Genomic DNA, 20,653 nt, shown 5'->3' on the forward strand with positions numbered 1-20,653 from the left:
AGACACGCGAATGAGTGATGCCAGCCGCCTTATTTCGCCGGACAAGCGCGGCGAGGATCTCGATACCTCTCTGCGGCCGCAGACCCTTGCCGATTTTGTTGGCCAGGCGGCGGCACGCGCAAATCTGAAGGTGTTCATTGAAGCAGCAAAGTCGCGTGGCGAAGCACTCGACCATGTCTTGTTCGTCGGGCCCCCTGGACTTGGCAAAACCACCTTGGCGCAGATCATGGCCAAGGAACTGGGCGTCAACTTTCGCTCGACCTCGGGACCGGTTATTGCAAAGGCTGGCGATCTCGCCGCGCTTTTGACCAATCTCGAAGAGAACGATGTTCTCTTTATCGATGAAATCCACCGTCTCAATCCGGCTATCGAAGAAATTCTCTATCCGGCAATGGAAGACTATCAGCTCGATCTGATCATCGGTGAGGGACCTGCGGCCCGTTCAGTAAAAATTGATCTCGCCAAATTTACGCTGGTTGCAGCGACAACAAGGCTGGGGCTTTTGACCACGCCGTTGCGAGATCGCTTCGGTATCCCTATCCGGCTCAATTTCTATACGGTCGAAGAACTGGAACATATCGTGCGGCGCGGGGCACGGATCATGGGTATTGGCGTCACCGATGACGGAGCGCTGGAAGTCGCTCGCCGTGCACGCGGCACACCCCGTATCGCCGGACGTCTTCTACGCCGCGTGCGGGACTTCGCTATTGTCGACGGCAAGGACAAGATCGACCGCGAAACGGCGGATTCCGCACTGTTGCGCCTCGAGGTCGATTCGCTCGGGCTGGACCAGCTCGACCGGCGTTATCTTGCGATGATAGCGCACAATTTCGGCGGCGGGCCGGTTGGTATCGAAACGATTGCCGCCGGGCTTTCGGAACCTCGTGATGCGATCGAAGACATCATCGAGCCGTATCTGATCCAGCAGGGATTTATTCAGCGTACTCCACGCGGGCGAGTTCTGACCGCCAATGCCTGGAAACACCTTGGCCTTAACGCTCCGGCAGATATTATCCAGCAGCAGATCAACCTTTTCCAGGAAGACAGCTGATTACTGGGCCTTTAGCCCCAAACCTTTCAGAATAACCGGATCGAGCGCTCGCTGCTTGTCATCGAGTGTAATGCCGAAAGCACCCCCCCATGACCACACTGACCAGGGGAAGCCGCGTTTGTGCGCAGCGTCGGTCATATCTTTCATATAAGAAGCGCGCCAGTCTGACGGCATGCGAAACTTTTTTTGATACTCCCTGCGTATCATGCCGAACTCACCCAGGAAAATGCGCTCGGGGGGGATGTTGTTGTTCTTTCCCCACGCTGCCGCCTTTTCGAATGGTTCATCCAAGGCGGCGAGAACTTGTTTATAGGTAGTCACGCCGCCAGCCATTTCATTGAACCCGACGAGCAGTTCCTCCCGACGCTCCTTGGGGGCTTTGGTCTCGATTGTTTTCCGAATCGCTGCAAGGCGCTCTTCAAATGCTTTTTCGCCCATCAGATCCGGCGGATAGGGCAGGCCTTCCACATAGCTCATTGAATCTCCTGTCCAGTCGGCACCCTGATGCGTCAGGACATAAGGTTCATAGGAATGAAAGGTCCAGATGACATTGTCATCGCCGATGGGAGCGGGATCAACCTTTTCCAGCCCGTAAGCACTCGACCAGCAGCCGCCAGACAAGATCAATGTATGGTTTGGCGCCGCGCTACGAGCAGCCGCATGCAATTGCATCAACATCGCGGGCCATTTAGGGAAAAGTGTGGGGTCGCAGTCGATCACCGGCTCATTGAACGGTTCAAACGCAGTGGTTGCCGCATCCGTTTCGGATAGCGCTCTGCCGAGCCGCCCGACCATCTGCAGGTATCGCGCGAAAAGTGTTTCGTCGGCCAGGATGTGGTTTGTATCGACCTTACGATCGTCGCTCGGAATTGAATGAAAATCGACGATCACCTTCAGTCCTGCCTTGTGCAGCATGTCGACTGTTTTGAGCGTTTCCGCGATCAGTTTTTTAACGCGGTTTTCCGACGCATCCTCCAGGAAAATGGCGGGATCGATTGGCATGCGGACGAAATCAAAACCCGCCGTTCGGATATGCTCCAGATCGCTGATGGTAGTTCCCTGCCGCCATTCGGGGAAATTATCGAGGACAGCCGGTTCGTCCCAGCGATCGGGTTTGGGCCATGTGGTCCATAGCTCGAGATTGAGACCGCGCTCCATGGTGAAAGTTGTGGCTGACCCCGCCGTTGAACTCGCAACCAAACAGAAGAGACAGAGAAGGACGCGCAACAATGTGAAAATCAATTCTTCGCATCCTATTTCGTGGGGGCTATGGACAAAATGCCTACCAAGCCTGCAAAAAGGAAGGGCCATGGTCGAAAACAATTCTTCATCATTAATAGCCACTGGACTGGCCGGGGAAATTACCTATACCGGCCACCGTTTGCTGGCGCGCGTTTACTATGCCGATACGGATTTTTCCGGCGTTGTGTATCACGCACGTTATCTTGAATTTCTGGAACGGGGCCGTACCGATTACCTGCGCCTTCTTGGCGTTCACCACTCAGAGCTTGTTGACGGGAAACTCGGCGAAAGCATCGTTTGGGTAGTCCGGCGCATGGAAATAGACTTCAAATCTGCGGCAAGGATCGATGATGTGTTGACGATCGAGACGCGAACAGCGGAAATATCTGGCGCAAGGGTGCGGATGGCGCAGGCCATAAAACGGGGAGACGATCTCCTTATTTCGGCGATGGTAGAGGCGGCGATGATTAACGGTGCCGGCCGGCCACGACGATTCCCGCCGGAGTGGATCAAACTTTTTCAGCCAGCTTCGAAGAAATAAGCGCTGATAATTGCCCGCTGCCCTCAAAACATAAACTCATCCTTAACCATAACAAATCATGAATAAGACGTGCAGACGACAGGTTTCACGTTAACGCCTTCGTTTTACCAAAATTAACGTAAAGAAGCCGCGTTATGGTTACTGGAAAATTCCGGTTTTAAGCGTGGCTCATCTGGATTGAGACGATTGCGCCCCCGGTCGACACGCCGGGTTTTCGGATTCGAGGATTGTAGATATGGAAAATTTAGCGGTTGCCGTTCAGACATCGGACATGTCCTTGTGGGGGCTGTTCTGGCAGGCCGGATTTGTCGTCAAGCTTGTCATGGTGGGTCTGCTCGGCGCATCGATCTGGACCTGGGCGATCATCATAGACAAGATTCTTGGATTTGGCCGGGCAAAGCGCGCCTTCGACCGGTTTGAGCAAATATTCTGGTCAGGGCAATCCCTTGAAGAGCTCTACCGAAACCTCGGTGATAAACGCACCACCGGCATGGGTTCAATTTTCATTGCTGCGATGCGGGAATGGAAGAAATCCTTCGAAAAAGGCGCGCGTTCGCCAATCGCACTGCAAATGCGCATCGACAAGGCGATGGATGTGGCGCTGGCCCGGGAAAGCGACTACCTCGCAGCACGACTGACGTTCCTCGCAACCATCGGCTCGGCTGGACCATTTATCGGTCTATTCGGCACAGTCATTGGTATCATGACCTCATTCATGGGCATTGCTGGTTCCAAGTCCACCAGCCTTGCCGTAGTCGCGCCGGGTATCGCCGAGGCACTGCTGGCAACGGCTATCGGCCTGGTCGCCGCCATTCCGGCGGTCATCGCTTATAACAAGCTTTCGAGCGACGCGGGAAAACTGACCGCGCGCATGGAAGGCTTTGCCGACGAGTTCTCCGCCATACTCTCGCGGCAAATCGATGAGAAGCTGCCGCGGACTTGAGGACGCATTTGAGAAACCGATACGTTAATTGCAGGATTTAATGCCATGGGCATGTCGATAGGTAACAACGGTTCGTCGGGTGGACGGCGGCGACGCGGACGCTCCAGCAAGGGCGTGATGAGCGAGATCAACGTCACACCTCTCGTCGATGTGATGCTCGTGCTTCTGATCATCTTCATGGTGACGGCGCCGATGATGACGGTCGGCGTTCCCATCGACATGCCAGAGACATCGGCGCAGACCCTGAACAGCGAATCTGACCCGATCTACGTCACGATCAATCAGCAGGGGCAGATCTACCTGCAGGAAACCGAGATTCCGCTGGAGGAGATCGTTCCGAAACTTCAGGCAATTGCCAAGACTGGCTACAACGAACGCATTTTCGTCAAGGGTGACAAATCCGCCGACTACGGCACGATCATGAAGGTCATGGCACAGATTTCTGGTTCGGGTTTCAAAAATATCGGTCTCGTCAGTCTGCCGGAGGTTAACTGATAAACCATGCGGGCTAGCGTCACATCCTCCGCAATTATCCACGCTGTGGTCATCGGCTGGGGGCTCCTGTCGTTCTCCTCGCCGACGCCCATGGATATGGCGAATTCGGAGTCGATGCCGATCGATATCGTTTCAGATATAAGCCAATTGCAGAAGGGTGATAAAAAGGCGCCCAAGGCCGAGAAGCCGATGCCTAAGCCCACGCAAAAACCCCAGACGATACCTGACGCTCAAAATGTTGGTGACAGCGAAACGGATGTGGAAACCAAGCCCACCCCCGAGACGAAACCAAAGCCGGTAGAGGCCGCCGAAGCACCTAAGCCTTCTGAGACGCCTGTCGCCAAACCCGATCCGCAGCCAGAACCGAAGCCGGTAGTCCAACCCGAGCCGAAGCCAATCCCGGTACCTGCGACGGAAGTAAAGACTGACCCCGCTCCGAAGGAAGAGGTAAAGCCGGATCCGGTGGCTGAAGCGATCAACGAGGTCAAATCGGACCCCGCACCGAAAGAGGAAGCGAAGCCTACGCCGACACCCCCGGTGGACAAGCCTGCTGAGGAAGCGTTCAAACTGCCCGATACAGTGGCAAAGCCTGAGGCCAAGCCGACACCGCCGGCGCAGACAGCGAAGACACCGGATCGCAAGGAGGTCCAGGAGAAACCGAAGCCGACGCAGACAGCGTCCACTCCTTCGAAGGACAAAGACGGCATCGCTGATCAAGTGGCGGAGCTGCTGAACAAACAAAAGCCTTCCGCTGGAGGCGCCAAACGATCAAGTGATCAGGCGTCTCGAGGGGCAAACCAAGCCACGGGTGGATCGAAGCTGAGCCAGAGCGAGATGGATGCATTGCGTGGACTCATCGAAGGAAATTGGAACAAACCGGTTGGCGCCGAGGAAACGCCTGAAATGACAATTGTCGTCAAGTTCAAGCTAACACAGAGCGGCGAGATTGACGGCCGGCCAGAGGTGAGCGGGAGCGGGGGCGACACAGCGTTATTGAACGCCGTGAAGAGCAGCGCCCTGCGAGCGGTGATGAAATCAGCGCCGTTTAACCTGCCTCAAGATAAATACGACACCTGGTCGAGCGTTGAACTGACGTTCCACCCCGGTGCTACCTGATGTCGATTATAGGCCAGCCAAAAGAGGGCCCTGAACTAATGTTAAAAATACTCCGGACTTTATGTGCAGCTTTCGCGATGGTCATAGCAACTTTGATCGTGGCGACGCTACCTGCGAAAGCCCAGCTGAAACTCGATATCACCAAGGGTGTTGTCGAGCCTATGCCAATAGCAATTACGGATTTTCTTTCCGGCGATCAATTGGGTACGAATATTTCTAATGTGATTGCTGCCGATCTTGAGCGATCCGGGTTGTTTGCACCTGTCGACAAAGGGGCTTTCATCGAGAAGATCTCGAATCCCGATGCATCACCCCGCTTTGAGGACTGGAAGGTTATCAATGCTCAGGCCCTTGTAACGGGCCGCGTTACCAAGCAAGGCGATGGCCGTCTGAAGGCCGAATTCCGCCTTTGGGATACATTCGCCGGGCAGCAGCTTGATGGCCAACAGTTCTTTACTTCACCCGAAAGCTGGCGCCGTGTTGCCCATATTATTGCAGACGCAATCTATGAGAAGCTTACCGGTGAAAAAGGCTATTTCGATACACGCGTTGTCTTTGTCGATGAATCCGGTACCAAGGAAAAGCGCATCAAACGCCTCGCGATCATGGATCAGGACGGCGCCAATGTGCGCTATCTGACCAATGGCAAGGACCTTGTCCTGACGCCGCGGTTTTCGCCAAGCCGTCAGGAAATCACTTACATGTCTTTCGAGGGCGGCAAGCCACAGATTTATCTTCTGCAGCTTGAAACAGGTCAGCGCGAGCTTGTCGGCAATTTTCCGGGTATGACGATTGCGCCGCGCTTTTCGCCAGACGGTCAGAAGGTCGTCATGAGCCTGTTGCAGGAAGATGGGAGCGCGAATGTCTATACGATGGATCTGCGTAGCCGGACCACGACGCGCCTCACGAGTACATCAGCTATCGACACGGGTGCATCCTATTCCCCCGATGGGAGCCAGGTGGTGTTCGAGTCGGATCGCGGCGGCCGTCCGCAGATCTACAAGATGGGTGCTGACGGCTCCAACCCGCAGCGGATTTCTTTCGGAGACGGTTCCTACTCGACGCCGGTATGGTCTCCTCGCGGCGATCTTATCGCCTTCACCAAACAATCCGGTGGCGAGTTCTCCATCGGCGTGATGAAGACCGATGGATCGGGAGAGCGAATTCTGACCAGCGGCTATCATGATGAGGGTCCAACCTGGGCTCCGAACGGGCGTGTGCTGATGTTCTTCCGCCTGCCGCCCGGTTCCAATAGCCCCAAGCTGTCGACGGTCGATCTGACTGGTCGAAATCTGCGCCAGATACAAACGCCAAACCTCGCGTCGGATCCTGCCTGGTCGCCGCTGCTTGAATGAATCGGTGGATAAACCAATAACAGCTGACAATCGCGTCCGTGTTTCAAGACATTGCCGCGAATGTCGTCTTTCCGCCTCAATTTGTGCCTCTAGGGTGCAGAACACATTCTGAAATTCGCTGTTAATCCTGGTGTTAAGAGTGGATTAACCCTGTTTCTGAACCGGGCCTTAACCTCGATATGGTTACTGCTTGTTCACCGAAACAATTCAATTCTTAAGGAGTCCAGGCTATGCGCCGCTTCGAAATGATCGCCCGCAGTCCAGTTTTCGTTGCACTCTTCCTGTCTCTCGCCATTGCGGGTTGTGCTTCGAAGAAAAACATGCCCAACAGTGCCGGTGATCTCGGTCTTGCCGGCAGCGCAAAACCTGGTTCCACTCAAGATTTCACAGTCAACGTTGGCGACCGTATCTTCTTCGACGTTGACTCTTCCGTCATTCGCGCTGATGCACAGCAGACTTTGGCGAAGCAGGCACAGTGGCTCCAGCGCTATCCAAACTATGCGATCACGGTCGAAGGCCATGCGGACGAGCGCGGCACGCGTGAATACAATCTGGCTCTTGGCCAACGGCGTGCGGCAGCGACGCGCAACTACCTTGCATCGCAGGGTGTACCTGCAGCGCGCATCAAGACACTTTCCTACGGTAATGAGCGTCCGGTCGCCGTTTGCGATAGCGAATCGTGCTGGTCCCAGAATCGTCGCGCCATTACAGTTCTTGGCGGCGCTGGCAGCTAAAAACCCGTTGGTTCTATCCGGGAAAAGCGGCTTTCGGGCCGCTTTTTTTGTTTGGTCTCCGGTCAAAACAAAATTTGGCCGAAGTCACGTTGCTCGTGTTAGATAAGCTGCCGCAAATCCCAGCGGTGTTTCTATTTCCCACATCAGGGCGGTAAAAGGAATGAATAAACGACTGAAGAGAATGGTGCTGGCAATGACGGTGCTGCCATTTCTGGCGACCGGCGTGGGCCATGCTTCCAGCGTTGAGGATGGTTTCCCCTCGCTGACGCCAAAGGCAACCACTATGATGAGCGATGCGCCCGTCCTGATGGCGCAGGCAGGCGATCCGCGTGTCAGCCAGCTGGAGGAACAGATCAGGCAGCTTACCGGCAAGATCGAGGAACTGAACTTCCAGATTCTGCAAATGCAGGAGCAAATGCGCAAGGTACAGGAAGACAATGAATTCCGGTTCCAGGAACTGGAAAAGGGCAAGCGCTCCGATGCTGGCGGCAAAAGCGACCGCAATGTTGCCTCTGTAACGCCCTCGCGGAAAACCGGGGAGGCATCGACCGATGCCTCCACCAACTCAACTGCGCCCACAATAAACTCGTTGCCCGACGCCACTGATTCCGCTGCCATTGACCCACAAACCGATGCTTCCGGCTCACCACAGCTTGGCGAGCCGCCACGTCCGCTTGGACAAATCGAGTTTGATGCCAATGGCAACGTAATTGGTGGTTCCAGAAATGATACCCCGGCTGGTCCGTCTTCAGATAACACGACGGTAGCAGCGCTACCGGACACCGATGATCCAAAGGTGCTCTATAGCCAAGCCTATCAACTGTTCCTGTCTGGAGACTATAAAAGCGCTGAAGCGGCGTTTCGCAGCCACGTGGATCGTTTCCCGAAAGATCCGGCGGATCCTGATGCGCGATATTGGCTCGGTGAATCGCTTTACAGCCAAGGGCGTTTCCAGGAGGCCGCCTCAGTCTTCCTCGATAATCACAAGCAATTTCCTGACGCCAAGAAAAGCCCCGAAAATCTTCTGAAGCTTGGCATGACTCTGGCAAAAATGCAGGATCATGAGGTTGCCTGTGCGACGTTTGCCTCGGTCAATTCCCGCTATCCAAATATTTCTGCAGCGATCAAAGAGCGCGTGAAGAATGAACGTGCCGCCAACAAATGCTGACCAGGATATTGATCCTGCCAGCGTTTTCGACGCGATTGATTTCAGGGAGCTGAGATCTGTCATGGTTGCTGTGTCGGGTGGAAGTGACTCCTTGGCCTTGTTGTACCTTCTGATCAGCTATCGCGCGGCACAAAGCACCTTTCCAAAAATCATTGCCGTTACGATTGACCATGGACTTCGACCTGAATCTGCTGATGAAGCGCATTTTGTCGCAGGACTCTGCAAAACAGCAGGAATTGAACACCGGATCTTGAACTGGGACGGACCCAAACCGGATACGGGCCTGTCCGCCAAGGCGCGCGATGTCCGCTATAAACTCCTGTGTCGCGCAGCGCGCGATGCAGGTACCGACGTGATTCTTGCAGGCCATACGCTTGACGATCAGATTGAGACCTTTGTCATGCGCTCAGCACGAACGGGTGAAGGAGGGAGCGAACGGGGATTGGCCGGTATGGCATTGGTGACCTTGCTTGATCGCGAGGTTTGGCTCATGCGACCTTTGCTCGATGTCTCACGGGAAGAGTTGCGCGATTATCTCCGCGCCAGAGGAATTGCCTGGCGAGAGGACCCTTCAAATGACAACCCAAAATACGAGCGCGTTCGAATTCGCAAGGCGCTGCGGCTCGTGGATTCCCGGGAAATGGTCTGCGAGATCGTTGAAAAAGCAAGCAGAAGACGCGCGCTGAACGATAAGGTTGCGGAATTTCTACCGGATTGCGTGACTATTTACCATGGAATCCGCGCTGAGGTCAGCCGCGCAGACTTGGTTTTGCAAGAGCAGGGCGTCCGACAACTTGTCGTGGCCATACTAATGGCAGCGATGGGCGGGCAATCATATCTGCCGCCGGTCGAAAATTGCGAGAGAGCTCTCGAGCATATTTGTTCGCAACGGTTGTCGGGGCGTATCACAATGAACCGTTGCGTTATTCAACTCTGCAAGAACAAAGCTGTCATCTATCGTGAAATGCGCTCTTTGCCGGACATCGCCATTGAACCAGACGGGATTGCCATTTGGGATGGTCGCTACCGGATCGGCAATCATACCAACAGATTAATCAGGATCAGCGCGACCGGTGTGTTGGGGCTGAAGTTCCTGGGTGATACCCACCCAGCCAATTTTCACCGACCATCGACTTTGTCGAGCCCTGCCGTATTTCTCGACGGCGACATTGTCGACGTTCCGGCTTTCGGTAATCACGCGAAATTGGCTGAAGGAATTTCTTTGACGCGGCACCTTGCCCTGTTCGACCATATTCTTTCGGGCTATGATGAAATCCTTGCTCAATCCGTTGCAGAAACCTTTCAACTACAGGAGTACAAGCGTTCTCCGGTAAACCAGATTAATAAGAATTGACGTGAGTTTGAACGCCAGCCTTGGCAAGGACATGCTTCGAACCTATGTTACGTATAAATTCCGCGTCCTTGCGGTTATGTTTTGATGGGACCCGATATGAATCCTAACTATAGGAACTTCGCACTGTGGGCGATTATCGCCTTGCTTCTAATTGCGTTGTTCAACCTTTTCCAAAGTCCAAGCTCTCGTTCGGCGTCGAGCGATGTACCTTATTCGCAGTTCATCAACGACGTGAACAGCGGCCGAGTTAAATCGGTGACGATCGCGGGCAACCGGATCACGGGTACTTATTCCGACAATGGCGCAAGCTTTCAGACTTACTCACCCGGGGATGCTGGTCTTGTCGGCCGCCTCGAAAGCAAGAGTGTTCAGATTGCCGCGCGGCCTGAATCCGATGGTTCGACATCGCTCGTTGGCATGCTGATTTCATGGCTGCCGATGATCCTTATTCTCGGTGTGTGGATATTCTTCATGCGCCAGATGCAAGGGGGGTCACGCGGTGCCATGGGCTTTGGCAAGTCCAAAGCCAAGCTTCTCACCGAGGCGCATGGACGTGTGACGTTCCAGGACGTCGCTGGCGTTGATGAAGCCAAGGAAGATCTTGAGGAAATCGTCGAGTTCCTGCGCGATGCACAGAAATTCCAGCGGCTCGGCGGACGTATTCCACGCGGAGTGCTGTTGGTTGGCCCTCCCGGTACCGGTAAGACGCTGCTCGCGCGTGCTATCGCTGGCGAAGCAAATGTGCCTTTTTTCACCATCTCCGGTTCGGACTTCGTCGAAATGTTCGTTGGCGTCGGCGCATCGCGTGTTCGCGACATGTTCGAACAGGCGAAAAAGAATGCGCCATGCATCATCTTCATCGATGAAATCGATGCGGTTGGCCGTCATCGTGGCGCTGGCCTTGGCGGTGGCAATGACGAACGCGAACAGACTCTCAACCAGCTGCTGGTGGAGATGGATGGTTTTGAAGCCAACGAGGGCGTGATCCTCATTGCTGCAACCAACCGGCCGGACGTGCTTGATCCTGCGCTATTGCGTCCGGGCCGCTTCGACCGTCAGGTCGTCGTACCAAACCCGGATGTTACGGGCCGCGAAAAAATCCTAAAGGTGCATGCACGCAATGTACCGCTGGCACCGAATGTTGATCTGAAGGTTTTGGCTCGTGGTACCCCCGGATTTTCCGGCGCCGACCTCATGAACCTTGTCAACGAGGCTGCATTGATGGCGGCGCGCCGAAACAAGCGCCTTGTCACCATGCTCGAATTTGAAGACGCCAAAGACAAGATCATGATGGGTGCAGAGCGTCGCTCGACCGCCATGACCCAGGCGGAAAAGGAACTGACTGCCTATCATGAAGCGGGCCACGCCATTGTCGCGCTCAATGTCGAGGTGGCCGACCCGTTGCACAAGGCGACCATCATCCCGCGCGGCCGTGCCCTCGGCATGGTCATGCAATTGCCTGAAGGTGATCGCTACTCAATGAGCTACAAGTGGATGATTTCCCGACTGGCCATCATGATGGGTGGCCGCATTGCCGAAGAGCTGAAGTTCGGTAAGGAAAACATCACTTCGGGTGCATCCTCCGACATCGAGCAGGCAACCAAGCTTGCGCGCGCCATGGTTACGCGCTGGGGCTTCTCGGACAAGCTTGGCCAAGTTGCCTATGGCGAGAATCAGGAGGAAGTCTTCCTCGGGCACTCCGTTGCACGCACGCAGAACGTTTCGGAAGAGACTGCACAATTGATCGATGCAGAAGTGCGTAAACTGATCGACGATGCCTATACCCATGCCCGCACGATCCTGACCAAGAAGAAGAAGGAATGGATCGCCATCGCGGAAGGGCTGCTTGAATACGAGACGCTTACTGGCGAAGAGATCAAGGCGTTGATGGCAGGCAACAAGCCCGCTCGTGATCTCGGCGATGATACGCCACCGTCACGCGGCTCGGCTGTCCCGAAGGCTGGTGCCAAGAAACCACGCAAAGGCGATGAACCGGACAAGGGTCTAGAGCCTCAGCCACAGTCCTGAATGGGGTATCCAACTTATACAAACGGCCGGTGAAAACCGGCCGTTTGTACGAATTGTTCATTCATTTGCGTCAAGTATAATCCCCACACAAATTGTGAGATGCGAAATCGCTGGTCTTCTGCAATAAGCGGAGATCGAGCACGAGCAAACGAGGGCTACTCTTGGCCATACGATAGAGCCAGAGTCCCCAAGCGTTGGATAATAAAAATGGTTCGCAAGTATTTTGGGACAGATGGTATTCGCGGGCAGGCAAACGCCTATCCGATGACGCCCGATATCGCGATGAAGGTGGGTATGGCTGTAGGCCTTGCGTTCAAGCGCGGCCAACATCGCAACCGCGTCGTGATCGGAAAGGACACACGGCTTTCCGGCTATATGATCGAGACGGCTCTTGTGGCCGGGTTTACCTCGACAGGCATGGATGTATTTCTTCTCGGCCCGATTCCGACGCCGGCTGTCGCCATGCTCTGCAGGTCGTTGCGCGCCGACATTGGCGTCATGATTTCGGCATCGCATAATCCTTACCATGATAATGGCATCAAACTGTTTGGCCCGGATGGCTTCAAACTCTCCGATGAGATCGAGCTCGAAATTGAGCGATTGATGGAAGAGAATTTGACAGATCGGCTGTCCAGTTTCGATGCGCTTGGCCGGGCGAAGCGTGTTGACGGCGATATCTATCGCTATATCGAATTCGCCAAGCGGACGATGCCAAAGAACATCTCGCTGGCTGGGTTGCGGATTGTGGTCGATTGCGCCAACGGAGCGGCATACAAGGTTGCACCCGCAGCATTGTGGGAGCTTGGCGCAGACGTCGTTACGATCAACAACGAGCCCAATGGCACGAACATCAACGAGGATTGCGGCTCAACTCATCCTCTAGGCTTGATCAAGAAAGTGCATGAAGTCAGGGCTGATATCGGCATTGCGCTTGATGGCGACGCCGACCGCGTGCTGATAGTGGATGAGAACGGTGCGATCATCGACGGCGACCAGCTCATGGCCGTCATCGCCCAATCCTGGCAAGAGTCAAACCGCCTGGTCGGTGGCGGCGTGGTTGCGACAATCATGTCCAATCTCGGCTTTGAGCGCTTCCTGGTGGATCGTGGTTTGACGCTGGCACGCACGCAGGTAGGTGATCGATATGTAGTCGAGCATATGCGCAGCCATGGCTTCAATATTGGCGGCGAGCAGTCCGGCCATATCGTGCTGTCCGATTTTTCCACAACCGGCGATGGCCTGGTATCGGCCCTGCAGATCCTTGCGGTGGTCCAGGAACAGAACAGGCCAGTTAGTGAAGTTTGCCGCAAGTTCGATCCTGTGCCGCAGTTGTTGAAAAACGTTCGAACGACTGGCGGAAAACCGTTGGAGAATAAGAAGGTCAAGAGCGCCATCGACGAGGCTCGAGACCGTCTGGGGCAGGCTGGTCGTCTTGTAATCCGGCCATCCGGAACGGAACCCTTGATCCGCGTCATGGCAGAAGGCGACGACCGCAAACTTGTCGAGACCGTCGTCAACGATATCATTTCAGTGATTTCTTCAGCGGCATAGAGCAGTACTTGCATCTAAATACAAAATGGGCCCACTCGGGCCCATTTTGTATTTGGACAGCAAAGAACGTTGTTTCCAATTCATTAACGTTAATGGATATGGTGAAGAAATACGGTTAAGCGAGATTTAACTTTTCCCCCTCATATTGGTTTCTAACACCTTAGTAGCATTCGCTGCACTTCAATCATTGGGCTTCGTGAGGGAAACGGAAATGAGCACTTTCAAACATGCTGCCATGAGCGCAGCGCTTCTGTGCCTGGGCGCTGTCCCGGCATATTCGGCCGACATACAGGATCCGCAGGTAGTGGAAGTCCAACAGTTTGGCGGATGGTACTTGCGCGGCGACATCGGCATGAGCAACCAGCAGTTCGACGGGTTGGATTATGTGGGCTTCGCGGATCCTGCCGTTCACGGCTGGCACGATGAGGGAGATTTCGATGCCGGCATAACCGGACAGATAGGTGTCGGATACCAGTTTAACGATTGGTTTCGCGCAGATGTCACGGGCCAGTATCGTGGTAAGACCGAGTTTAGCGCCTTGGACTTTTATGACACGGATGGCATTCCGGACAATGGCGATGAGGCAACGAACGAATACCACGCGAAGAAGTCAGAATGGCTGTTCTTGGCCAACGCCTATACCGACCTTGGCACCTATGCCGGCCTCACACCATACGTCGGTGCAGGCATTGGTGCATCGCGAAATACAATTTCGAATTTCACGGACAATAACGCAATTACCGGGGGCGGCGGCTTTGCTGGTTCGGATTCCCAGTGGGAATTCGCATGGGCGCTGCATGCCGGTGTGGGCATCAAGGCGACTGACCGCATGACAATAGATCTCGGTTACAGCTACTTGGATCTTGGAGACGGACAGACAGCTAATGCATCCAACTTCATCCCCTCGCAAACGCGGCCCAACCCGGAACCGTTCAAATTCAAGGACATTACGTCGCATGACTTCAAGGTTGGCGTGCGCTACGCATTCTGATTGATTTTCCAATGGAAATTCGAGCGGCAGGAGGTTTCTCCTGCCGTCGGCGTTTTGTGTTTTCTTTATTGCCTATACTGTGCTCCGCACAATTTTGATGTCGCGCACAAACATATTTCTTGACTGTCAACGACATTTCTCCTAGTTCCCGGAGTGGGCCACCTCTCCCCAACGAGAGGCGAGCTATCTGTAAGGATAGGAGAAAAAATGACGACGCTATCAAAGCCGGCGCAGCGCCCGGCTAATCCTAATTTTTCATCAGGTCCCTGTGCAAAACGTCCCGGATGGTCGCTCGACGCGCTTTCCGGCGCCCCGCTTGGTCGCTCCCATCGCGCCAAGGTCGGCAAGACCAAGCTGAAACAGGCGATCGATCTCACTCGCGAAATTCTAGAGGTTCCCGCCGATTATCGCATCGGTATCGTGCCGGCCTCGGATACTGGCGCCGTCGAAATGGCACTCTGGTCGCTGCTCGGCGAGCGCGGCGTTGATATGGTCGCGTGGGAGAGCTTCGGCTCCGGTTGGGTGACGGATGTTATCAAGCAGCTTAAACTTGGCGATGCACGCACCATTGAAGCAGGCTATGGCGAGTTACCCGACCTTTCCAAAGTAGATTTCGACCGCGACGTGGTCTTCACCTGGAACGGCACGACCTCGGGCGTGCGGGTACCGAATGGTGATTTCATTCCCGCTGATCGCAAAGGACTCACCATTTGCGATGCGACGTCCGCGGCTTTTGCGCAGCGACTAAATTTTGACAAGCTCGACGTTGTGACGTTCTCCTGGCAAAAAGTGCTCGGTGGCGAAGGTGCGCATGGCATGTTGATCCTTAGCCCCCGCGCGGTTGAACGGCTGCTCACTTACAAGCCCGCGTGGCCTTTGCCGAAGATCTTCCGGCTCACCTCGGGGGGCAAGCTGATCGAAGGCATCTTCGCTGGCGAGACAATCAATACGCCCTCGATGCTATGCGTTGAAGACTACCTCGATGCATTGGCCTGGGCGAAGTCCATCGGGGGGCTTGATGGACTAGTTGGCCGTGCAGACCAAAATTTTGCTGTTCTAGATGCTTTTGTCGAGCGGACGCCATGGATTGCCAATCTCGCGAGGGTTCCGGCAACGCGATCCAACACCTCTGTCTGCCTGACGATCGTCGACCCGGATATTATCGCTCTTGATGCAGAAGCCCAGGCAAATTTCGCCAAGAACCTTGTGGCGGTGCTGGAGAAAGAGGGCGTCGCCTATGACATTGGCGCCTATCGCGATGCGCCGTCGGGCCTACGCATCTGGGCGGGTGCCACTGTCGAGGCGGCTGACCTTGAAGCTTTGACGCTTTGGCTCGACTGGGCTTTCCAGTCGCAAAAAGCCGCTTTGAAACAGGCGGCCTGAATTCCGGCCGATGCGGCCGCAGCATTACGGCCGCCGTCAATCGCATCATTCCGGTTCAACGCTACTTATTGAAAGATGGAGGCCATGATGGCACCACGTGTACTCGTATCCGATAAACTCTCTCCTACAGCGGTCCAGATCTTCAAGGACCGCGGTGTCGAAGTCGACTATCTTCCAGACCTTGGTCCGGATAAGGAAAAACTGCTCGAAGTGATCGGCCAATACGACGGGCTGGCTATTCGCTCTGCGACCAAGGTCACGGAGAAGCTGATTGCTGCTGCAAAGAATCTGAAGGTTGTCGGGCGCGCAGGCATTGGCGTTGATAATGTCGATATTCCAGCCGCCTCACGGCGCGGCATTATCGTAATGAACACACCGTTTGGTAACTCTATAACGACGGCCGAGCATGCCGTTGCCTTGATGTTTGCAGTCGCGCGCGAATTGCCCGAGGCCGATGCGTCCACGCGCGCAGGCAAATGGGAGAAGAACCGCTTTATGGGTATCGAGATCACGGGCAAGACGCTTGGAATCGTCGGCTGTGGTAATATCGGGTCCATCGTCGCCACACGTGGTGTCGGCCTCAAAATGCATGTGATTGCCTTCGATCCCTTCCTTTCGGAAGGCCGGGCCGAAGAGCTGGGCGTTGAGAAAGTCGAACTCGATGAGCTGCTGGCGCGCGCTGATTTCATAACCTTGCATACGCCGATGACCGACAAAACGCGGGGCATCATCAATGCAGAAAATATCGCAAAGATGAAGGATGGCGTGCGTATCATCAATTGCGCTCGCGGCGGACTCATCGTCGAGAAGGACCTCATTGCCGCATTGAAGTCCGGCAAAGTGGCCGGCGCTGGCATTGATGTATTTGAGGTGGAACCTGCTACCGAGAATGAATTGTTCCATCTTCCCAACGTTGTCTGCACGCCGCATCTTGGTGCTTCTACCAGCGAAGCACAGGAAAATGTCGCGCTGCAGGTGGCCGAGCAGATGTCGGACTATTTGATCAAGGGTGCTGTCTCGAACGCGATCAATATGCCATCCATCACTGCAGAAGAGGCGCCGCGATTGAGGCCATTCGTCAAGCTGGCAGAGGTGCTCGGCGCGTTTGTTGGCCAGGTCACAGAAGATCCTATTCAGGAAGTGGAGGTTCTGTTTGATGGCTCCACTGCTGCAATGAATACGCGTGCGCTGGTAAGCGCTGCTCTGGCCGGCCTTATTCGTCCTCAGGTGGCCGATGTGAACATGGTCTCGGCGCCGGTCATGGTGAAGGAGCGTGGTATCGTTCTTTCCGAGGTAAGGCGCGATAAATCCGGCGTATTCGATGGTTATATAAAGCTCACCGTGAAGACTGCATCGTTGACGCGGTCAATTGCCGGCACCTGTTTCTCGGATGGCAAGCCACGTTTCATCCAGATCAAGGGTATCAATCTCGATGCCGAAGTCGGTCAGCATATGCTCTACACAACCAATAATGACACGCCGGGAATGATTGGCTTGCTCGGTACTATCTGCGGCAACAACAATGTCAATATCGCGAACTTCTCGCTTGGTCGTGACAATCCCGGTGGAAACGCAATTGCCATGCTCTATCTTGATGAACGGATTCCGGACCATGTTTTGGAGGAATTGCGCGTTAACAAGGCGATCGTTTCCGCAAAACCGTTGGAATTCGACATCGGTTGATCATATGGACGCCCGGCTATGAAGTCCGTCGGAAATGTGCCGCGCTGGCGTTTGATGGAAGCAAGCGATCTTGCTTCTGTCAGCGCGGTTGCGGCTGAGGTTCATCCCCATTTTCCGGAAGATGACGCGGTTTTTTTCAATCGTTTTTCATTGCACGGGCAAGGTGCATATGTTTTTGAGAACGGGGCAACCACTCTTGGTTATGCGATCACTCACCCGTGGAAAAGCTTTGACATTCCGCCTCTGAACACGGTGCTCGTGGCTTTGGCGGATTGGCCAGATAATTATTATATCCACGACATAGCGTTGGTGAATGAGGGACGGGGCCATGGTGCCGCAAGTGAAATCATAACAACGGTTATCGACCACGCCAGACAGCTCGGCTGCCAAACGATCTCGCTCGTTGCAGTCAATGGATCATCGGCTTTCTGGAAGAGACACGGATTTGAGACGGTTGATCGACCGGAACTAGTTGAAAAGCTTGCAACCTATTCTGATGACGCCTGTTTCATGCTGCGCCAGCTTCGCTAGTACCGGCATGCTTGCGTCCGCTGAGTTCGGCTATCCAGATTCCGCCCAGGACGAGGACCAAGGCTATACCGTGATAGATTTGGAAGTCCTCACCCAGCAATGCAACTGCGAGCAATGTTCCAAAAATCGGAACTGCATTGATGAATAAGCCCGCGCGGTTCGCACCGATATATTCGACGCCCTTGATGAAGAGTACCTGTGCCGCGAGCGAAGGAAAGACGGCGGTATAAAGGACAACCATTGTTCCTGTTGGGTCGGGCGGGGTCATCGTCCCATTCTGCCATTCCCAAATCGTGAACGGAATGGCCGTAACAAAAGCAGAAAAGGTCATTACCGTCATGAGGCTTTGCCAATTGATGCTTGGTCTAAAGCGTAGCGCAACGGTGTAGCCACTATAGAGAAGTACCGCGAGAAGCATCAGCGCGTCGCCAAAATTGACGTCGAGGCTAGCCAAACGTACGAAACTTCCATGGCCGGCTGTCAAGGCGACTCCAACAAGCGAGAGGCTAAACCCAAAAATCTGTCCTGGTTGCACACGTGTGCCAAACAACATTAAATTTGCTACGAAAATTACCATCGGTATGCCTGCTTGCTCGATCGTGACGTTGATTGCCGAGGTGTAATTTAGTGCGCTGTAGAGGGCCATGTTGAAAAATGTGAAGCCGAAAGCGCCTAGTGCGGCCAGCATGGGTAGATTTGGTCGCAACTGTTCCCAGTCTCGCCGAACCTGCTTCAAGCTGAAAACGCTAATAAAAAGGAAGGCAAGCAGCCAACGCAACAGCGTCAGAAGCATTGGGGAAATATGACCAACAGCGAATTTGCCCGCAACAGCATTGCCGCCCCATAACAGGGCGGTCGTCAAAAGAAAAACGTAAGCCGTGCGGTTCATAGCTCTGTCGCCTACAATTGATCATCCCGCATGAATCACCGAGACGACAGGTTTAATCGCGCGATAAAGCCAAATTGGTCGGTTGGCAATCGAAAGAATTGTCGCGCTTTTATGAACCAGCCTGTATAGAAGCACCGCATTTAGCGCATAACCTCAAACGAGAATCGGTTTTTCGAAGGATTGTGCGCCATTAAGGTGTTGTTGCTGCATCCGAGAGGTAGTCGAGCATAAGCACTACGAGATTGTGACTTGAGGAGTTTTGGATGGCAAATGTTGTTGTGATCGGTTCCCAGTGGGGTGATGAGGGCAAGGGTAAGATTGTCGATTGGCTTTCAGAACGTGCTGATGTCATTGTTCGCTTTCAGGGCGGTCACAATGCAGGGCATACGCTGGTGGTTGATGGCGTGACCTATAAATTGTCGCTCCTGCCATCGGGCGTCGTGCGCCAGGGCAAGCTTTCAATTATCGGCAATGGTGTAGTATTCGATCCACACGCATTCATCGCTGAAAAGAAGAAACTTGAAGCGCAGGGCGTTGTTATTACGCCCGAAACGCTGAAGATTGCCGAAAACACGACGCTAATTCTTTCAATTCACGGCGAGCTCGATCGCAGACGCGAAGCTTCCAATTCGGGTACGAAGATCGGAACGACAGGCCGCGGCATCGGACCGGCCTATGAAGACAAGGTGGGCCGCCGCGCAATCCACGTCCTCGATCTTGCTGATCCGGACACGCTGCCTGCCAAGATCGAACGTTTGCTTGCGCATCACAATCCCCTAAGACGCGGTCTCGGCATAGAGGAAGTCGACGGCGCAAGATTGCTTGCTGAACTCAATGAAGCTGCACCACATATCTTGCCATTTATGGATAGGGTTTGGTATGTGCTCGACCAGAAGAAACGAGCCGGTGAACGCATCCTCTTTGAAGGCGCGCAGGGGACCCTCCTTGATATCGACCACGGCACCTACCCATTCGTGACCTCATCGAACACGGTTGCTGGACAGGCGTCAGCCGGGTCCGGGATTGGCCCAGGATCACTGCACTATGTTCTTGGTATTACCAAGGCTTATACGACGCGCGTTGGAGAGGGTCCTTTCCCGACGGAACAACAAAATGAAGTTGGACAATTTCTCGGCGAACGCGGCCATGAATTTGGGACCGTTACGGGGCGCAAGCGCCGCTGCGGTTGGTTCGATGCTGTTCTGGTCCGCCAAGCGGTTGCCAATAACGGTATCAGCGGTATCGCTTTGACCAAGCTTGACGTGTTGGATGGGCTCGATGAGATCAAGGTCTGTACGGGGTATGAGCTCGATGGTGAAGTCATTGACTATCTCCCGGCGGGTCAAGGCCAGCAGGCGAGGGTGACGCCGATCTACGAGACACTGGAAGGTTGGAAAGGGACCACGGCCGGTGCCCGCAGCTGGAGCGAACTTCCGGCGCAGGCGATCAAGTACGTGCGTTATGTAGAAGAGTTGATCGGTGCGCCGATCGCGCTTCTGTCCACCAGCCCTGAACGCGACGATACGATACTTGTTACTGACCCGTTTCATGATTAGAGTCAGGAGCGCGTCCTGGAGATAATCTCACAACAAAACCAT

At 54.5% G+C, this 20,653-nt stretch carries 18 protein-coding genes; 16 read left to right on the forward strand and 2 right to left on the reverse strand.

The window, feature by feature from the left end:
* Nucleotides 1-10 precede the first annotated feature (10 nt).
* On the forward strand, nt 11-1,051 hold the full coding sequence (gene ruvB, locus LB462_RS18140) for a Holliday junction branch migration DNA helicase RuvB (RefSeq protein ID WP_224510913.1): 1,041 nt from the start codon (nt 11-13) through the stop codon (nt 1,049-1,051).
* Here the strand turns inward: ruvB and LB462_RS18145 are convergent, their stop codons facing one another.
* Nucleotides 1,052-2,209: a glycoside hydrolase family 5 protein gene (locus tag LB462_RS18145; protein ID WP_224510915.1), complete on the reverse strand. Its 1,158-nt coding sequence runs from the start codon at nt 2,207-2,209 to the stop codon at nt 1,052-1,054.
* A 151-nt stretch (nt 2,210-2,360) separates the two neighbouring features.
* Between LB462_RS18145 and ybgC the strand changes: the two genes are divergently transcribed.
* The 14 genes from ybgC (at nt 2,361) to LB462_RS18215 (ending at nt 18,166) form a co-directional block, all read left to right on the forward strand.
* Nucleotides 2,361-2,834, forward strand: a complete 474-nt coding sequence (gene ybgC, locus LB462_RS18150) for a tol-pal system-associated acyl-CoA thioesterase (RefSeq protein WP_224511162.1) — start codon at nt 2,361-2,363, stop codon at nt 2,832-2,834.
* A gap of 235 nt (nt 2,835-3,069) precedes the next feature.
* Nucleotides 3,070-3,777, forward strand: a complete 708-nt coding sequence (gene tolQ / locus LB462_RS18155) for a protein TolQ (RefSeq protein WP_106667006.1) — start codon at nt 3,070-3,072, stop codon at nt 3,775-3,777.
* Between the two features lie 45 nt (nt 3,778-3,822).
* Nucleotides 3,823-4,272, forward strand: coding sequence for a protein TolR (gene tolR / locus LB462_RS18160; protein WP_112523739.1), 450 nt, complete (start codon nt 3,823-3,825; stop codon nt 4,270-4,272).
* Nucleotides 4,273-4,278: 6 nt separating this feature from the next.
* On the forward strand, nt 4,279-5,388 hold the full coding sequence (gene tolA / locus LB462_RS18165) for a cell envelope integrity protein TolA (RefSeq protein ID WP_224510917.1): 1,110 nt from the start codon (nt 4,279-4,281) through the stop codon (nt 5,386-5,388).
* A gap of 38 nt (nt 5,389-5,426) precedes the next feature.
* Nucleotides 5,427-6,743: a Tol-Pal system beta propeller repeat protein TolB gene (gene tolB, locus LB462_RS18170; protein WP_224510919.1), complete on the forward strand. Its 1,317-nt coding sequence runs from the start codon at nt 5,427-5,429 to the stop codon at nt 6,741-6,743.
* Nucleotides 6,744-6,973: 230 nt separating this feature from the next.
* Nucleotides 6,974-7,477, forward strand: a complete 504-nt coding sequence (pal, locus tag LB462_RS18175) for a peptidoglycan-associated lipoprotein Pal (protein WP_112523733.1) — start codon at nt 6,974-6,976, stop codon at nt 7,475-7,477.
* Nucleotides 7,478-7,637: 160 nt separating this feature from the next.
* On the forward strand, nt 7,638-8,645 hold the full coding sequence (gene ybgF / locus LB462_RS18180; protein WP_224510920.1) for a tol-pal system protein YbgF: 1,008 nt from the start codon (nt 7,638-7,640) through the stop codon (nt 8,643-8,645).
* On the forward strand, nt 8,620-9,999 hold the full coding sequence (tilS, locus tag LB462_RS18185; RefSeq protein ID WP_224510923.1) for a tRNA lysidine(34) synthetase TilS: 1,380 nt from the start codon (nt 8,620-8,622) through the stop codon (nt 9,997-9,999). The genes ybgF and tilS overlap by 26 nt, the downstream gene beginning before the upstream one ends.
* A gap of 96 nt (nt 10,000-10,095) precedes the next feature.
* Nucleotides 10,096-12,027 carry an ATP-dependent zinc metalloprotease FtsH gene (gene ftsH / locus LB462_RS18190; RefSeq protein WP_224510924.1) on the forward strand — a complete coding sequence of 644 codons (1,932 nt, stop codon included), beginning with the start codon at nt 10,096-10,098 and terminating at the stop codon, nt 12,025-12,027.
* Between the two features lie 207 nt (nt 12,028-12,234).
* Nucleotides 12,235-13,578 (forward strand): phosphoglucosamine mutase, encoded by a 1,344-nt coding sequence (glmM, locus tag LB462_RS18195; protein ID WP_224510926.1) that lies wholly within the window; start codon nt 12,235-12,237, stop codon nt 13,576-13,578.
* A gap of 211 nt (nt 13,579-13,789) precedes the next feature.
* Complete coding sequence (locus tag LB462_RS18200) at nt 13,790-14,569, forward strand: outer membrane protein (RefSeq protein WP_224510928.1); 780 nt, start codon at nt 13,790-13,792, stop codon at nt 14,567-14,569.
* A gap of 207 nt (nt 14,570-14,776) precedes the next feature.
* Complete coding sequence (locus LB462_RS18205) at nt 14,777-15,952, forward strand: phosphoserine transaminase (protein WP_224510930.1); 1,176 nt, start codon at nt 14,777-14,779, stop codon at nt 15,950-15,952.
* An 87-nt stretch (nt 15,953-16,039) separates the two neighbouring features.
* Complete coding sequence (gene serA / locus LB462_RS18210; protein WP_224511172.1) at nt 16,040-17,635, forward strand: phosphoglycerate dehydrogenase; 1,596 nt, start codon at nt 16,040-16,042, stop codon at nt 17,633-17,635.
* 18 nt (nt 17,636-17,653) lie between these two features.
* Complete coding sequence (locus tag LB462_RS18215) at nt 17,654-18,166, forward strand: GNAT family N-acetyltransferase (RefSeq protein ID WP_224510932.1); 513 nt, start codon at nt 17,654-17,656, stop codon at nt 18,164-18,166.
* On the opposite strand, the gene LB462_RS18220 is transcribed toward LB462_RS18215, so the two are convergent.
* A complete protein-coding gene (locus tag LB462_RS18220; RefSeq protein WP_224510934.1) occupies nt 18,144-19,055 on the reverse strand; it encodes a DMT family transporter in 912 nt (303 codons plus the stop codon). The genes LB462_RS18215 and LB462_RS18220 overlap by 23 nt on opposite strands.
* Before the next feature lie 263 nt (nt 19,056-19,318).
* Between LB462_RS18220 and LB462_RS18225 the strand changes: the two genes are divergently transcribed.
* Nucleotides 19,319-20,611, forward strand: a complete 1,293-nt coding sequence (locus LB462_RS18225) for an adenylosuccinate synthase (protein WP_112523709.1) — start codon at nt 19,319-19,321, stop codon at nt 20,609-20,611.
* Nucleotides 20,612-20,653: the final 42 nt, after the last annotated feature.

This window comes from Phyllobacterium chamaecytisi (genome assembly GCF_020164455.1).
In the GTDB taxonomy this organism is placed as follows: Bacteria; Pseudomonadota; Alphaproteobacteria; order Rhizobiales; family Rhizobiaceae; genus Phyllobacterium; species Phyllobacterium chamaecytisi.

Coding starts and splice junctions, on each gene's coding strand:
- ruvB (WP_224510913.1), top strand. CDS start 11: ATGAGTGATGCCAGCCGCCTTATTTCGCCGGACAAGCGCGGCGAGGAT.
- LB462_RS18145 (WP_224510915.1), bottom strand. CDS start 2,209: ATGGAGCGCGGTCTCAATCTCGAGCTATGGACCACATGGCCCAAACCC.
- ybgC (WP_224511162.1), top strand. CDS start 2,361: ATGGTCGAAAACAATTCTTCATCATTAATAGCCACTGGACTGGCCGGG.
- tolQ (WP_106667006.1), top strand. CDS start 3,070: ATGGAAAATTTAGCGGTTGCCGTTCAGACATCGGACATGTCCTTGTGG.
- tolR (WP_112523739.1), top strand. CDS start 3,823: ATGGGCATGTCGATAGGTAACAACGGTTCGTCGGGTGGACGGCGGCGA.
- tolA (WP_224510917.1), top strand. CDS start 4,279: ATGCGGGCTAGCGTCACATCCTCCGCAATTATCCACGCTGTGGTCATC.
- tolB (WP_224510919.1), top strand. CDS start 5,427: ATGTTAAAAATACTCCGGACTTTATGTGCAGCTTTCGCGATGGTCATA.
- pal (WP_112523733.1), top strand. CDS start 6,974: ATGCGCCGCTTCGAAATGATCGCCCGCAGTCCAGTTTTCGTTGCACTC.
- ybgF (WP_224510920.1), top strand. CDS start 7,638: ATGAATAAACGACTGAAGAGAATGGTGCTGGCAATGACGGTGCTGCCA.
- tilS (WP_224510923.1), top strand. CDS start 8,620: ATGAACGTGCCGCCAACAAATGCTGACCAGGATATTGATCCTGCCAGC.
- ftsH (WP_224510924.1), top strand. CDS start 10,096: ATGAATCCTAACTATAGGAACTTCGCACTGTGGGCGATTATCGCCTTG.
- glmM (WP_224510926.1), top strand. CDS start 12,235: ATGGTTCGCAAGTATTTTGGGACAGATGGTATTCGCGGGCAGGCAAAC.
- LB462_RS18200 (WP_224510928.1), top strand. CDS start 13,790: ATGAGCACTTTCAAACATGCTGCCATGAGCGCAGCGCTTCTGTGCCTG.
- LB462_RS18205 (WP_224510930.1), top strand. CDS start 14,777: ATGACGACGCTATCAAAGCCGGCGCAGCGCCCGGCTAATCCTAATTTT.
- serA (WP_224511172.1), top strand. CDS start 16,040: ATGGCACCACGTGTACTCGTATCCGATAAACTCTCTCCTACAGCGGTC.
- LB462_RS18215 (WP_224510932.1), top strand. CDS start 17,654: ATGAAGTCCGTCGGAAATGTGCCGCGCTGGCGTTTGATGGAAGCAAGC.
- LB462_RS18220 (WP_224510934.1), bottom strand. CDS start 19,055: ATGAACCGCACGGCTTACGTTTTTCTTTTGACGACCGCCCTGTTATGG.
- LB462_RS18225 (WP_112523709.1), top strand. CDS start 19,319: ATGGCAAATGTTGTTGTGATCGGTTCCCAGTGGGGTGATGAGGGCAAG.